Source organism: Bifidobacterium callitrichos (assembly GCF_008698085.1).
Taxonomy (GTDB): domain Bacteria; phylum Actinomycetota; class Actinomycetes; order Actinomycetales; family Bifidobacteriaceae; genus Bifidobacterium; species Bifidobacterium callitrichos.
This window is the reverse complement of record NZ_RZJP01000002.1, coordinates 206,468-221,023: the sequence shown is the minus strand read 5'-3', so window position 1 is coordinate 221,023 and position 14,556 is coordinate 206,468. Positions and strand designations below refer to the sequence as shown.

Annotated in this window: 12 protein-coding genes; 8 read left to right on the top strand and 4 right to left on the bottom strand. The window is 64.5% G+C overall.

What is annotated here, in order from left to right:
* Positions 1 to 109 precede the first annotated feature (109 nt).
* Together EMB92_RS05565 and EMB92_RS05560 are read left to right on the top strand one after the other, a co-directional pair.
* The gene (locus EMB92_RS05565) at positions 110 to 979 is read left to right on the top strand and encodes a DUF805 domain-containing protein (RefSeq protein ID WP_150394069.1); all 870 of its coding nucleotides are present in this window, start codon (positions 110 to 112) and stop codon (positions 977 to 979) included.
* Entirely contained in the window at positions 970 to 2,352 is a 1,383-nt protein-coding gene (locus EMB92_RS05560; protein ID WP_150394068.1) for a sensor histidine kinase, read from the top strand. The genes EMB92_RS05565 and EMB92_RS05560 overlap by 10 nt, the downstream gene beginning before the upstream one ends.
* On the opposite strand, the gene EMB92_RS05555 is transcribed toward EMB92_RS05560, so the two are convergent.
* Complete coding sequence (locus EMB92_RS05555) at positions 2,346 to 3,059, bottom strand: response regulator transcription factor (RefSeq protein WP_181162461.1); 714 nt, start codon at positions 3,057 to 3,059, stop codon at positions 2,346 to 2,348. The two genes, EMB92_RS05560 and EMB92_RS05555, sit on opposite strands and share 7 nt — an antisense overlap.
* Before the next feature lie 224 nt (positions 3,060 to 3,283).
* On the opposite strand from EMB92_RS05555, the gene EMB92_RS05550 reads away from it, so the two are divergent.
* From EMB92_RS05550 to EMB92_RS05540, 3 genes are all read left to right on the top strand, one after another.
* A complete protein-coding gene (locus EMB92_RS05550) occupies positions 3,284 to 4,396 on the top strand; it encodes a CPBP family intramembrane glutamic endopeptidase (RefSeq protein ID WP_150394067.1) in 1,113 nt (370 codons plus the stop codon).
* Positions 4,397 to 4,901: 505 nt separating this feature from the next.
* A complete protein-coding gene (locus EMB92_RS05545) occupies positions 4,902 to 5,942 on the top strand; it encodes a CPBP family intramembrane glutamic endopeptidase (protein WP_150394066.1) in 1,041 nt (346 codons plus the stop codon).
* A gap of 71 nt (positions 5,943 to 6,013) precedes the next feature.
* Positions 6,014 to 7,135, top strand: coding sequence for a beta/alpha barrel domain-containing protein (locus EMB92_RS05540; protein WP_150394065.1), 1,122 nt, complete (start codon positions 6,014 to 6,016; stop codon positions 7,133 to 7,135).
* Positions 7,136 to 7,339: 204 nt separating this feature from the next.
* On the opposite strand, the gene EMB92_RS05535 is transcribed toward EMB92_RS05540, so the two are convergent.
* Positions 7,340 to 8,692: an NAD(P)/FAD-dependent oxidoreductase gene (locus EMB92_RS05535; protein ID WP_150394064.1), complete on the bottom strand. Its 1,353-nt coding sequence runs from the start codon at positions 8,690 to 8,692 to the stop codon at positions 7,340 to 7,342.
* Positions 8,693 to 8,974: 282 nt separating this feature from the next.
* Between EMB92_RS05535 and murA the strand changes: the two genes are divergently transcribed.
* Positions 8,975 to 10,300, top strand: coding sequence for a UDP-N-acetylglucosamine 1-carboxyvinyltransferase (murA, locus tag EMB92_RS05530; RefSeq protein ID WP_043164695.1), 1,326 nt, complete (start codon positions 8,975 to 8,977; stop codon positions 10,298 to 10,300).
* A gap of 9 nt (positions 10,301 to 10,309) precedes the next feature.
* Here the strand turns inward: murA and EMB92_RS05525 are convergent, their stop codons facing one another.
* Both EMB92_RS05525 and EMB92_RS05520 read right to left on the bottom strand, forming a co-directional pair.
* Complete coding sequence (locus tag EMB92_RS05525; RefSeq protein ID WP_150394063.1) at positions 10,310 to 11,548, bottom strand: MFS transporter; 1,239 nt, start codon at positions 11,546 to 11,548, stop codon at positions 10,310 to 10,312.
* Positions 11,549 to 11,560: 12 nt separating this feature from the next.
* Complete coding sequence (locus EMB92_RS05520) at positions 11,561 to 12,193, bottom strand: TetR/AcrR family transcriptional regulator (RefSeq protein ID WP_150394062.1); 633 nt, start codon at positions 12,191 to 12,193, stop codon at positions 11,561 to 11,563.
* 243 nt (positions 12,194 to 12,436) lie between these two features.
* Between EMB92_RS05520 and EMB92_RS05515 the strand changes: the two genes are divergently transcribed.
* Together EMB92_RS05515 and EMB92_RS05510 are read left to right on the top strand one after the other, a co-directional pair.
* A complete protein-coding gene (locus tag EMB92_RS05515) occupies positions 12,437 to 13,336 on the top strand; it encodes a lysophospholipid acyltransferase family protein (protein WP_150394061.1) in 900 nt (299 codons plus the stop codon).
* Between the two features lie 25 nt (positions 13,337 to 13,361).
* A complete protein-coding gene (locus EMB92_RS05510; protein WP_150394060.1) occupies positions 13,362 to 14,357 on the top strand; it encodes an NAD(P)H-dependent glycerol-3-phosphate dehydrogenase in 996 nt (331 codons plus the stop codon).
* Positions 14,358 to 14,556: the final 199 nt, after the last annotated feature.

The window sequence follows — 14,556 nt, the reverse complement described above, 5'->3', positions numbered from 1 at the left end:
GAGCCGTCTCCACGGCGGCACTGTACACAGATGTCGACCTGATACCGCCCGGCTGGACGAACGACGTTCGATGCGGTTGAGTGGAGCATAACGAGGAAAGGATCCGCTGATGCGTGAGGACAACAGTAACGGCAGCGATGGCAGCAACCGATTCGCCGGCGACGACCGATCCGTCAAGGGGAATGACGGCCCGTTCACTCCGGCACCGTACGCTCCACAATCCCCCGTCAACCCGTATACGCAGTACGCGTACATGCCGAACGCCAAACCGCCGCTCGACGCGCCGTGGTATGGCATCGGATTCGGCGACGCGATCGTGCGGTTCTTCCGCAAGACGTTCATCTACAGCGGACGCGCCTCCCGCGGCGAATACTGGTGGGCGGTTCTCTTCATGGTGATCGTCGAGATCGTGGTGGGGTTTGCCGCGTATAGCATAGCGTCGGCGTTCGGAGTGAAGGATGCCGCCATCGACTCGCCGTCATCATTGTCGGGAGCGTTCTCCGCCGGTTTCTCGGCCGGATGGAACGGGGAGGAATCGCCCGAGACGCCGTTGTCGGACATCATGACGCTGGCCATGATCGCTGCTCAGCTGGTGTGTTTCCTGCCCCAGCTGTCGCTGTCCATTCGTCGTCTGCATGACGTGAATCTGCGCGGATGGTGGTATCTGGCGCCGTTGGGCGTGATGTTCGGCGGACTCATTGCGGGAGCCGTCGGCTTCTTCCTCGTCGTCGGGTCCGACGACACGGCCATCAGCATCATGGGTCTCACCGCATCGGTGATGGGTATTCTCGGCGCGTTCCTGCTGTCGAATCTGATCTCCGTCGTGATGATGATTCTGCCCAGCAATCCCAGGGGCGTGCGATTCGACAAGCCGGTGCTGCGCGGGTACGGTGCGTCGGATCGCACTGTTCCGGCGGCCGGTGCCGATCCGATCCATAATCCGGCACATAACGGGGATGGGGCAGCGCAATGGCGGTAAATGAACTGCGTGATCTGACACGGCGCGTCCGCGCGTGGCTGCGCGAGCCGCATTTTCTGGAGAAGAACGCGATCGTCGGCGCGGTTCTTCTGGTGATCGAGATGATCCTCGTCCCGCCGGCGAGTCCTACGCAGATGCTGCTGGCGTTGGGATGGCTCGTTGTCGTCGTCGCCGTGCCGTTCCGAACCAGACTGATATGCCTGCTCGCGCCGGTGCTGCTGCTGGTCGTACCGTTCCTGCCGGTCGACGTGTGGTGGGCGAGCGGCGGGACGGCCATCATCACCGTTTTCCTGGCGATCGGGTATGCGCTGTCCAATCGAGCGATGATCGGGGTGCTGCTCGCGTACTCGCTGGCCGATGCCGTCTGCTTCGCTCTGTTCGACACGGCGTCGATCGGCGGCGGTGTGATCCGCGGCATGGTCGAGGAGTTCAACAGGATCGGCGCGGACGGTACGATTCCCGTGCGCTCGATGGAGGTCTCGCCGCTCTACACGATCCTCATCGTCGTCGGTACGTTCATACTCGATCTGATGATCCTCGGATTCTTCGTCGTCTTCGGCGCCGCGTTCCGTCGCGCATCCGCGGCGGGCGAGCGGGTGGCGCGCGTCGAACGCATGCTCGACCGGATCACGCGCGAGCAGGAGCTTGCACACATGATCCATGATTCCGTGGCCAACGACATGTCCACCATCGCGATGCTCGCCTGGCGCGCCAAGGCGATGGACGATGACGATGAGGTGCTCGACGCGATCTACGCCAGATCGCATCACGCGCTCGACCGCGTGCACGAGGTCATCGACGTGCTCAACGGCAAGCGGGACATCACCGAGCTGACCGCGGAGGAGGGGTATGACGCTGGCGGCGCCGTCGGAGCGCATGCGGGCAATCTGTCCTTCGACGCCCAACTTGAGAAGTACATTGAGGATCAGAATCGGGCGATGACCATGCTGGGACTCGCCGGCGTCACCCGATTCAACAGCGCGCCGGACGTCGTTGTGCCCAAACCCGTGCGACGCGTGGTCATGGGGCTGACCGAGGAGATCTATGCGAACATCGTGCGGCATTGCGCGATGGACGATGTCGACGAGACTGGCGATGCCAACGCCGGTGCCGGTGCCAACGCCGCGGCGAGCTCGCGCCGGATCGACGAGCCCGCGTACAGCCTGTTCGTGGAGATCACCGCGGAGCATATCCGCATCAGCGAGGTCAACGCGATCGCGGACGAATCGAAGACCCTGGTGCACGGGAGGCGCCACGGCAGCGGACTGGCGTTGCATCGCGCGGCGATTGAGATGGTCGGCGGCACCCTCACCACCAGCAATCTGGACGACACCTGGATGATCAGCGCCGACATCCCGCTCGGAACTCACTGACTGAGCCAGATCGCGATCGCGTGCGCGAGCGAATTCGCGCCGAGCTTGTCGACCGCGCGATGGGCGTGCGTGCGAACCGTGGAGGCCGCGACACCCCATTGCGCGGCGATCTGGTCGTAGGTGAGCCCTCGCGAGAGCAGATGCAGCGTCTCCGCCTCCTTGGAACCCAGTTTGGGGCGTTCGGGGGCGTTGCCGTCGTTGCCCTCATTGGCGTCATCGACGGTGTCGACGAGCAGTCGATGCGCTTCGGATGCGGTACGGAACGTGACCATCGAACGCAAGGCGGGAGGCGTGTAGACCTCGCCCGACGACACCATGCGCAGCGCCTGCGCGAGTTGCGGGATATCCGCCTTCGAAACGATGCCCTGTGCACCCGCCTCGGCGATTCGCGTCGCATAGTCGGACACCGAGAACGCGGTGATGCCAAGCAAGGCCACGCGATCGGTGCGCATGCGGATTTTGCGGCACACGCTCACGCCGGTGGCGTCGCCCAACGACATGTCCACCAGCAGCAGTTTCGGGCGGGTCTCGGGGTCCAGCGCCTTGCGCACCGCCTCGTCGGCCGATTGTGCGTCCCAGATCCAACGGGCCGACGGCAGCAATTGCGGCAGAATCCCCTTCAACGCCAGCAGTGCCATGCGGTCGTTGTCCACCATGGCCACCAGCGTCGGCACGGACTGTGCGGATTGTCCCTTCTCAGCACTCATACGCGCCATTCTAGTGGTCGGTCTGTGCAGTTAGGGGGATTCTGGTCCTCTGACTACCCCTCAGTCCCGCTTCGCGAGCCAGCTCCCCTGACAAGGGGAGCCAAAAGGTGGGTTTTCAGGCGCGATGGGTGTCCTCGACAACCGTCTGTAGACGTGTGTGTACAAGGGTGGACGCGTGTGTACACCGCCGGAATCGCCCTGTTTCCAACGGATACCTTGGAATCATGAACATTACAACCACGAAGCCGCAGCGGCCGGCACTTGAGCCGCTTCAGTCCCAGTCGGTACTCACCGCTCAGCCGCTGCAGCCGCAGCAGCCCGTCTCCGTTTCCGCCTCCGAATCCCCCGAATCCCCCGAACAGCGCAAGTGGTGGCGTGGATGGCGTCGCCGCGTCATCAACCGGGCGATGGGGGTGACGCTCATCTACCAGATGATCCTGATCATCCTCGGCAGTGCCGCCCTCGCCTTCCTCGCTTTCACGTCCTCCAGTCGTGACGAGTATTTCCGGGGGCAAGGTGTGGCAAGCCTCGCCGTAGTGCTCGTCGCCGTCGGATTCCTGACGATCGTGCGTCGGCGCGACATCCTCACACGCGAGTTCTGGCTGGGAGGCGCGCATACCGACACCTACGGCGAACCGAACCAGTTGGGACACATCAGCCAATACGGCGGCGCGCGCATGACCCCGAGGTGGGCCCTCGTATTCTTGGCCCTTGCGTTCGGCGTGCAGGGAGTGCGGATGGCCATCACCTGGGGACTGAGCCAGGTCGGCGTCGATCTCGTCTCACCGGCGCTTGAGAGCATCAGTGAGGCGTCCGTCACCGTGAGCATGTGGCTGTACGCCGGTCTGATCGGGCCGATCTGCGAGGAGGTGCTGTTCCGCGGTGTGCTGATGAAGGAGCTGAAGCCGCTGGGCAAGAACTTCGCGATCGTCACGTCCGCGCTGATATTCGCCCTGTTCCATCAGGATCTCGTGCAGAGCACCTACGCGTTCGCCATGGGCCTGGTGCTCGGCTTCATCGCGATGGAGTACTCGCTGATATGGGCGATCGCGCTCCACGTATTCAACAACGCGGTCCTCGGCGGACTGAGTGCTGGCATCACGCATTACTTCGGCGAGACCGGGGACGCGGCATTCATGTGGGCCATCATTGCGATCGGTTTGATCGGCCTGATCATCGTGTTTGCGAAGTATGGCAAGGGACTTACGGAGTACCAACGCGCCAACCGCAGTGTGAAGGGCACCTACTCCGGCTGGGCCTCGTGGACGTTCATCGTGTTCGTCGCGATCACCCTGGCATCCGCCATCTTCTCCTACGTCAGCGCGGTGATGGGCTGAGAGGCGATGATCTGACACCGAAATGACATTGCCGATACTCCGATCCGTTTCAAGAAAGCGCCGTCAGTGGATTATTCGCCACTGACGGCGCTTTTGATGCGTGGGAAGGTCGGGAGATGCGTGACGGTTTCGGCGCGGTTCGTGACCGACAAGCTGGGCAAAGCTGGGCAAAGGCTGGTAATCATCTGTGTACCAGGGTCGACGCGTGTGTACAACTGTCATGCGTTCCACAGTCTGAGCGATTAGCGTATGAATCATGAACACAAACCAAGAGCCGCAGCGGCCGGCGGCACCGTCGCAGCCGCAATCGTCGCAATCACAATCCCAATCGCAATCGCCGCAGGCTCCGCAGGGGTATCCGCCGTACCAGGTTCCTCCGAGCTATCCCGCCCCGACGGGGCAACCGACGCAGACGTATTATCAGTCTCAGTCGCAGCCGGTGCGGTTCGTCCCCGCTCCGGCTCCCGCCCCCATGCCTAATCAGTCGGTTCCGCCGGTACGGCCGATGCCGCCCGTCCAGCCGGTGCCGCAGACCCTGCCGCAGGACCCGCGCAAGGTCCAGCAGCGGATGCGGCGCAGGATGGTCAACCGGCCGGTCGGCCTGACGCTGGCGTATGAGGTGGTGATGAACATCGGCGCTGCCATGGCCGCGCTGACCATCGTGATCGTGACAATGGCGGAGCGTTCCGAGTTGACCAACCTCATGGTTATTCGTCACACCGGCATCGTGATGCTGGTCGCGGTGACATGCGCGATCGTGTTCCTGCTGTTCATGCGCCGCAAGGACATCCTCACCCGCGAGTTCTGGCTCGGCGGGCCGCACAGGGACAACTATGGCGAGCCGTGGCAGATCGGGCGCGTCAGCCGGTACGGTGGCGCGCACATGAAACCGTTGTGGCTCCTGGTGTTTCTCACCCTGTGCCTCGGTATTCAAGGCGTGGTCACACTGGTGCAGCTCGGCTTCTCCGCCATCGGTCTGTCCCTGCCGTCGCCCACGTCGGAGAGCATCACCGAATCGGCCGTCACCATGAGCATGTGGCTGTACATCGGCCTGATCGGTCCGATCTGCGAGGAGGTGCTGTTCCGCGGCGTCCTGCTGAAGGAACTGAAGCCATTCGGGCGCAACTTCGCGATCGTCACCTCGGCGCTCCTCTTCGGTCTCTTCCACGGCGATGTGGTGCAGGGCGCGTTCGCCTTCCTGATGGGGCTGCTGCTCGGTTTCGTCGCGATGGAATACTCGCTGGTATGGGCGATCGCGCTGCACATCTTCAACAACGCGATCCTGAGCGGCGTGGTCGACGGCCTCGCCTCGCACTATCTGGACGACAACGGGTATCTGGCGTACTCGCTCATCCTGAGCCTGATCGGGGTCGCCGGCACGATCCTCGCGTTCGTCGTCTACGGCAGGGGATTGAAGGCCTACGTGCGCGCCAATCGCAGCGCGCCGGGCACGTACCTCGGCTGGACGTCGTGGACGTTCATCGTGTTCGTCGCCGGCAACGCTCTGACGGCCATCGTCTCCTTCATCGGAGCGCTGATGGGCTGACGTTGCGCTGTCAGCGGTTCGGCTTGTCCCTTGCCCTATGCTGGAACGTATAGCGGTACCAAGGAGGATATATGAGCGAGCAGTTCGAACCGTTTTACGACGTCAATCGCACGTATGAGGACAATTACGAACAGGGGCCGTTCGGGCTGTTCGCCGAGGCGCTGAAGGGGGAGCCGGGTGCCGAGGAGGGCGCGGCCGCCGCCGAACCGGCCCAGCCCGCCGAGTCGTTCCTCGGCGTGCCGGTGAACCTCGCGTTCGGCATCCCCGCGGGGCCGCTACTCAACAGCCGCTTCACGACGGCCGCGTTCCGCATGGGCTTCGACCTCGCGACGTACAAGACCGTGCGCTCGCGGGCGTGGGGCTGCAACCCGTTCCCGAACGTGCTGGCCGTGCATCCGAAGTCGGCCGACGGCTCCCTGACCCCCGGCAGCGACGAACTCGACGAGGGCGTGCTCGCCGACACGAACTACGAGCTGCCGATCTCCATCTCCAACAGCTTCGGCGTGCCCTCGCAGGACCCCGACCGCTGGCAGCCGGACATGTTCCGCGCGATCGAGGCGGCCGGCCCCGGTCAGCTGCTCGTGCCGAGCTTCCAGGGATCGCGCGTCGAGGGCATGAGCGAGGAGGACTACATCGCCGACCACGCCACCACCGCGCGACTGGTCAAGGAGACCGGCGCGAAGGTCATGGTCATGAACACCAGCTGTCCGAACGAGGGGCACAACCGCCTGCTGTGCCACAATCCGCAACTGGTCGGGCGCATCACCGAGGCGGTGAAGAACGAGATCGGCGACACCCCGCTCATGGTCAAGCTCGCGTACTTCCCCGACGACTCTTCGCTCGAGCTGATGATCCGCTCCACCGTGGAACGCGGCACCGTGCAGGGATTCAGCACGATCAACACGATCTCCGCGAAGCTCGTCGACGCCGAGGGCCGTCAGGCGCTGCCCGGCGCCGGCCGCGACCGTTCCGGCGTGTGCGGCAACGCGATCCGCGGCGCGGGGCTCGACATGGTCCGCCGCCTCGCCGCCCTGCGTGAGAAGCTCGGCCTCGACTTCGCGATCAACGGCGTCGGCGGCGTGATCACCCCGGACGACTACCGGGCATACAAGAGCGCCGGCGCGGACAGTGTGATGTCCGCCACCGGCGCGATGTGGGACGCGGAACTCGCCCGCGAGATCAAGGCGGAGTGAGACGGGATCGGCCGTAGGCCGATGCTGTGCTGCTCGCCTTCTCTCCTCCAGTCAGCCTGCGGCTGCCAGCCCGTCCTGCAATTGTGGACGCGCTGCGCGCGCAGATGGCTAGCTCGCCTGTCGGCTCGCACGTTGCCTACAAACAGCTCTGCTGTTTGCTTTACGGCAACGTCCCGTCAGAGGGGCCACCCCACGGCAACCTATTTATTCCGCTGCTTCGGCGGCGGCCTTCATGGCTACGGCGCCGACGTAGTAGACCGGCTTGTCGAAGTTCGGCTGGAACAGGAAGTCGACGTTGGCGAGCTCGTCGATGGTGAACTTCGCCTGGATCGCCATCGAGATGACATTCGCGGCGCCGGAGATGTCGGCCTTCGAGCAGAACTGGCCGCCCTTGACCTCGCGCGTGACCGGATCCCACGTGAGGATCGACGTGACCGGCGTGGTGGTGAGCATGAAGTCGGGGCGGTAGTCCTCGGTCAGCTCGGTCTCGTGGACCGTAAGTCCCCGGCGCTCCGCACCCGCCTTCGTCAGACCCGACGCGGCGAGCGACAGGTCGTACAGCTGCACGGCGCTGGTCGCCTGCGTGCCGAGGTACTTGACGGTCGGCTTGTCGATGTTGCGGCCGACCAGCAGACCCTGGCGTACGGCGTTCGTGGCCAGCGGAATGTAGTCGTGCTTGCCGGTCGGGTTGTAGAAGACGGTCGCCGAGTCGCCGCACGCGTACACGTCCGGCACGGAGGCGCGCATGTACTCGTCGATGACGATCGCGCCGTTCGCCAGCATGTCGACCTGGCCCTTGACGAGGTCCGTGTTCGGCAGGAAGCCGACCGCGAGGATCGCCATCTCGGCCGTGTACTCACCCTTCTCGGTGACGACGGTGACGGTGTCGTCGTCGTTGTCGCGGAAGGCGGTGACCTTCTGTCCGAGCGCGAGCGTGACGCCGTGCTCCTCGAACGCGGCGGCCACCTGATCGGTGATCTGCTTGTCGAAGTTGTTCGCGAGCGGTCGGTCGAGTCCGTCGACCAGCGTGGTCTTGACGCCGGTGAGGCTGAACTGCTCGGCGATCTCGGCGCCGATGTAGCCCGAGCCGATCACGACCGCGGACTTGGCCTCCTTGGCCTTGGACTTGATCGCGATCGCGTGGTCCCAGTTCTTGCACAGCAGCACGTGCGGGCTGTCGATGCCCGGAATCGGCGGGATCACCGGGCGTGAGCCGGTGGTGACGACCAGCTTGTCGAAGTGAAGGATCTCGGGTTCGGCGTCCGGATCGTCGACCGGACGGTAGGCGAGCGTCTTGCCGGCGACGTCGATCGAGGTGACGTCGGTGCGCATGTGCATGGTCGCGCCGGCCTGCGCGAGCTGTTCCGGCGAGGAGTAGAACATCTTCTTCGGGTCGGACACGTGATCGCCCACCCACAGGGCGATGCCGCAGGACAGGAACGACAGGGTGCCGTTGCGTTCGAAGACGTGGACGGTCCAATCGGGATGCTCGGCGAGGATGGAGGTGGCGGCGAAGGTGCCGGCGTGCGTGCATCCGACGATGGCGACGGTGGTCATAGGTACAGCTCCTTTGCAGGTTGGTCGGGAACGTGCGGAGTCTTTCGTTGCCTCCGCCTGTGAACGTTCACCAGCTGTTCACCACATTAGCAAAGCCGCGATCGGGCGTTGCGATTGGCGCGTATCGCAGGCCAATAATGTGATACGGGTCACATTGTGGTGGCAGGATCCGGTTTCGCTGCGAACGTACCACCGCCTTTATTTCACGACGTACGCACATGCCGTATGGCACACTGTCATATAGTGTTTCCGCGGTCCAGGAAGAAGACGAAAGAGGTAGTCGTGGGCGAAAACGAGAACGATGTGCTGCATGTCGAGGGCGGTAAGCCCCTCAACGGCACGATCAAGGTGCGTGGCGCGAAGAACTTCGTGAGCAAGGCGATGGTCGCCGCACTGCTCGCACCGGGCAAGTCGGTGCTGAAGAACGTGCCCGAGATCCGCGACGTTCACGTGGTCTCCGACCTGCTGCGCCTGCACGGCGTGGACGTGGACGTGGACGGCGCGGGCGGCATCGTCACCATCGATGCCTCGCACGTGCAGCTGGCCGACGTGGCCGACGTGGACACGCTTTCCGGCTCCTCGCGCATCCCGATCCTGTTCTCCGGCCCCCTCGTGCACCGTCTCGGCGAGGCGTTCATCCCCGCGCTTGGCGGATGCAACATCGGCGGCCGTCCGATCGACTTCCATCTGGAGACCCTGCGCAAGCTCGGCGCGAACGTCGACAAGGAGCACAAGGACGGCATCCACATCACCGCGCCGAACGGTCTGCACGGCGCGAAGATCCACCTGCCGTACCCGTCCGTCGGCGCCACCGAGCAGACGCTGCTCGCCGCCGTGCTCGCCGAAGGCAAGACCGAGCTGTCCGGCGCGGCCACCGAGCCCGAGATCATGGATCTCGTGTGCGTCCTGCAGAAGATGGGTGCGATCATCTCCGTGGACGTGGACCGCACGTTCCGCATCGAGGGCGTCAAGGAGCTCAAGGGCTACACGCACACCTCGCTCACCGATCGCATCGAGGCCGCATCCTGGGCCTCCGCGGCGCTCGCCACGCACGGCGACATCTTCGTCAAGGGCGCCACGCAGCCCGAGATGATCACCTTCCTCAACGTGTTCCGCAAGGTCGGTGGCCAGTTCGACGTGACGGACAAGGGCATCCGTTTCTGGCACCCGGGTGGGGACCTGCACCCGGTCGCCATCGAGACCGACGTGCACCCCGGTTTCATGACCGACTGGCAGCAGCCGCTGGTCGTCGCCCTGACGCAGGCCAACGGCCTGTCGATCGTGCACGAGACCGTCTATGAGAACCGTTTCGGCTTCACCAAGCCGCTCGTGCAGATGGGTGCGACGATCCAGCTGTACCGCGAGTGCCTCGGCTCCCTGCCGTGCCGCTTCCAGCAGCGCAACTACAAGCATTCAGCCGTGATCTTCGGACCGACCCCGCTGACCGGCCGCGACATCGACGTGCCGGATCTACGCGGCGGATTCTCACACCTCATCGCGGCGCTTGCGGCGAAGGGCCCGTCCAACGTGCAGGGCATCTCGCTGATCGACCGCGGCTACGCCGACTTCCGCGGCAAGCTGCACCAGCTCGGCGCCGACATCGACTGATCGGAGGCGTTATTCGTCGAATCTGCGGGCGAGCGGCACCATCGCCGCGGTGAGCACGGCCATCGCAGCGGCACTGGCGAACAGCACCACGGCGACGGGGAACCGGTCGTAGGCCCAGCCGTACACCATCTGTCCGAGCGGCTGGGCGCACATGGCCAGCGCGGAGAGCATTGCCATGACCTTGCCGGTCATCGCCTCCGGCGTGCTCAGCTGGATCGCCGGAATCGTGATGAGGTTCGTGAAACAGGTCGCGACCATCGTGCCGCAGGTGAACGCCACCAGCACGATGAGCTGCGTCCACGCGCCGATCGGCAGCAGGAAAGCGACTCCCTGCGGGACGAGCAGCAGCACGAACGCGGCCAACGCCACCGGCATATGCCGCATCGTGAGCTTCGCCGCGAATAGTCCGGCGATGAAGGCGCCCGCGACTCCGGCCACACCCACCAGCCCGTCGGCCACACCATAGACGGTCGAGTCGAACCCGAGCACCGTGCGGATCGTATACGGGAATCCGACTGAGGAATACCCGATCACGATGAAGTTCAGTCCAGCCACGAACAACGCCAGCCGGAACACGTTCGGGCGGTCATGGGTGAGGAAGCGGACGCCGGCCTTCAGGTCCTCGAGTGGCGTCGGCAGTTCCTCGTCGCCGCGGTCGGGCGCGCCGAGACGGATGAAGCATTCGAGCAGGGCGGCCGCGGCGAAGCTCGCGATCGTGATCGCCATCATCAGATGGATGCCGAACATCGCGTACAGCACGCCGCCGAGGAAGCTCGGCAGCAGGGAGCCGAGCTGCTGCGTCTGATTGACGACCGCCATCGCCCGGCGCAGCGTCGACTGGCCGTACTTGCGGTACATCTGGGGGAGCGCGGCCTGCACGGTCGGCGTCTCGAACGCGCCGAGCACGGCGAGGGCCACCTGCATCGCCGCGATCGCGATCATATTGAAGCCGATCGTGGCGAAGAGCAGCGCGCACGCGAGCACCAGCACGCCGGAGAGTGCGTCGAGTGCCACCATGATCGTGCGGCGGTTCATGCGGTCGGCGAGCACGCCGCCGAATGGCGAGAGGATGATGGTCGGGACGATCGAGACCGCGAGGATCGACGCGAAGACCGTTGCGGAACCGGTCTCGTCGAGCACCCACATCGACATCGCGAACCGGAGCATGAGATTGCCGAACAGGGAGATGCCCTGACCGGCGACCAGTAGGATGAAATCGCGTGAAATAAGATGGGTATTCGGGTTCATGAGGGGGTCCGATCAGATCAGGGCGGTGTATCCGCGGGAAACGGTTTCGATGAGATCCTTGTCGAGGATCGGTACGCCCAACCCGGTGCATACCGCGGCCAGAGCCTCGACGCGGTGATGCAGTTCGTCGGCCGTCGCCGGGTAGAACGTGGGGACGAGCCAGTAGTTGGTCAACAGGGCGAGCAGTTCCGCCGCCTCGCGTGGGTATGCGGTGTCGATCGAGCCGTCGGCGACGCCTTCGCGGATCATCGCCTCGAACATATCGGCGACCTGGGTGCGCCAGACCTTGAGATTGGCGGCTAGGAGCTTCGGATCGTGCATCGCGGGATAGGCCATGTTCATCAGACGCATATGCTCGTTGTCGGCCGCGGAACGGCGGAAGGCCTCACGCAGCTTGTCCAATCCGGTCAGCCCCGTGTCGTTGATCGCCGTGGGGTCATGGCGGGATTGGTCCTCCTCGCCGAGCGCGTCGAGGATTGCCTCCTTCGACTTGAAGTGGTAGTAGACCGCGCCTTTCGACAGGTCGCCGAGGCTGTCGACGATGTCCTGCATCGTGGTGCCGTCATACCCCTTGGTGAGGAATAGCCGCTTCGCGACGTCGAGGATGCGTGCGCGGGTGCGTTCCGGGTGCTTGTTGCGTGCCATGCGTGCCTCCTTGACCATCTAGTATACATACCGACGGTCGGTATGTATACTGGGCGTTTTGCAGCGAATCATTCTCAATAGGAAACGTGTGAGCCAAATGCACGTTTCCGCACAATCGCACATCGGGTCAAAACCGCGGAATCACGCGGAAAACGGAGTATTGATGTGCGATTGACGGATCGTCAATCCTCACACTTTCGTTAATGAGAACAAGTCGCTGTAAGGGACTGTAGAATAAGGCGCATGGCATCCAAAGGAAAACCGTCGCCGCGCTCCGCGGTCGCACCCTTAAGCAATGCGAGGGTCGCCGAGCTCGCCGAGCGGCATCATCTCGTCGATCCGATGCACGACTTCCCGACCGGGCGCGACCGCAAGGCCAACGTCGCCGAGATCAACGCGCAGAACCCGAAAGCGACCAAGCGCCTGCTCACCGGCGTAGACGTGGTCTTCCGCGCCAGCTGCAAAACGCGCGCATGGGGGCTCGAACACGTGCCCGAGGACGGCCCGTTCATCACCGCGGCCTCGCATGTGACGATGTTCGACGTGTTCGTGCCGATGGCGAGCCTGTTCCACATGGGCCGCCGCCCGCGCTACATGGCCAAGGCCGAAATGGCCAAATGGCCGGTCATTGGCAAATGGTTCCAGCTGGTCGGCATGCAGCCGGTCCAGCGCCACTCCGGCAAGGCCAAGCAGATCGAGGAGACGTCGATCGACATCCTCACCTCCGGCCGCCCGCTGACCGTCTGGCCGGAAGGCACGGTTACGCGTGACCCGAAGAAATGGGTGATGAGCACCAAGGAAGGCGCCGCGTTCATCGCGCTCGAAGCGTCCCGCAGGCTTGGGGCTCAGGTGCCGCTGTTCTGCGCGGCGACCTGGGGCGCGGCGTCGATCAACCACTGGTGGCCATGGCCGCGCAAGAACGTCGTCATGTACTACGGGCCGCAGCTCGACTACTCCGACCTGCTCGCCGACATGGACTCGTGGGGCAACGAGCCGCCGGCCGAGGCGGTGGACGCGCTCAACTGGCGCATCTTCCGCCAGCTCAACAGGCAGCTCGAGGAGATCCGCGGCGAGCGGTTCCCCGAAGCCGGATACTGGGACTATCGCACGATGAGCCGCAAGCCGCTGCCAGCGGAGAAATAGCGCGTAAGAAGTAAGGAGAACACGTATGAGAATCACGGTACTGGGCGCAGGAGCATGGGGTACCGCCTTCGGCCAGGTGCTGGCCGACGCCGGCAACGAGGTCATGATGTGGGCGCGCGAGCCCGAAATCGTCGAAGGCATCCACGAACGCCACTGCAACGAAGTGCGACTGCCGTTCATCGAACATCTGCCCGACGCGATCGACGCCACCGGGGACAAGGCCGCAGCCGTCAAGGACGCCGAAATCGTCGTCGTCGCCATCGCCGCGCAGTTCGCCCGCGTTGCACTCGAGGACTTCAAGGGGCTCATCCCCGATGACGCCATCGTCGTGAGCCTCATGAAGGGCATCGAACGCGGCACCAACAAGCGCATGGACGAAGTCGTGCGCGAAACGCTCGACCTGCCCGCCGAACGCTTCGCCGCCATCTCCGGTCCGAACCTGAGCAAGGAGATCGCGCTGCGCCAGCCGTCCGCCACCGTCGTCGGCTGCGAGAACATCGACAACGCGACCAAGGTCGCCCAGGCCTGCACCACCGACTACTTCAAGGCGTTCGTCACCACCGACGTCATTGGCCTGGAGATGTGCGGCTCGCTTAAGAACGTCGTCGCGCTCGCCGTCGGCATGGCCCGCGGCGCCGGATACGGCGAGAACACGGCCGCGATGATCGAGACGCGAGGACTGGCCGAACTGACCGCGCTTGGCCAGGCCGCCGGCGCCGACCCGAAGACCTTCGCCGGACTCGCCGGCGTGGGCGATCTCATCGCCACGTGCGGTTCGCCTCTGAGCCGCAACTACACGTTCGGCTCGAACCTTGGCAAGGGATTGAGTAAGGAGGAGGCGACCCGCGTGAGCAACGGCGTCGCCGAAGGCGTGCCCACCACCGGAGCGGTCGTCGCACTCGGCGACGAGCTCGGCGTGCCCACGCCGCTCGCTTACGCGATGAGTCGTGTGCTCGACGAGGGCATCTCCTGCGCCGACATGCTCTCCCAGCTGTTCGGACGCGAGATCACCGCCGAGTGAGGCCCGCGCGCCATCGACGCGAAACCGTCGCCGGGTAATCTGTGGAGAAACCCCGCGTCCGCTGGACCGTCGTCCCATGACGGACGATAATCGACGACGGACAGAAACGGGCCGGGCAACCGGGCAACCGTAATCGACAACTGGCGGGCGACACCGACCGGCCGATCCGGCACGAGGCCGGAAGGCGACGAAAGGAACG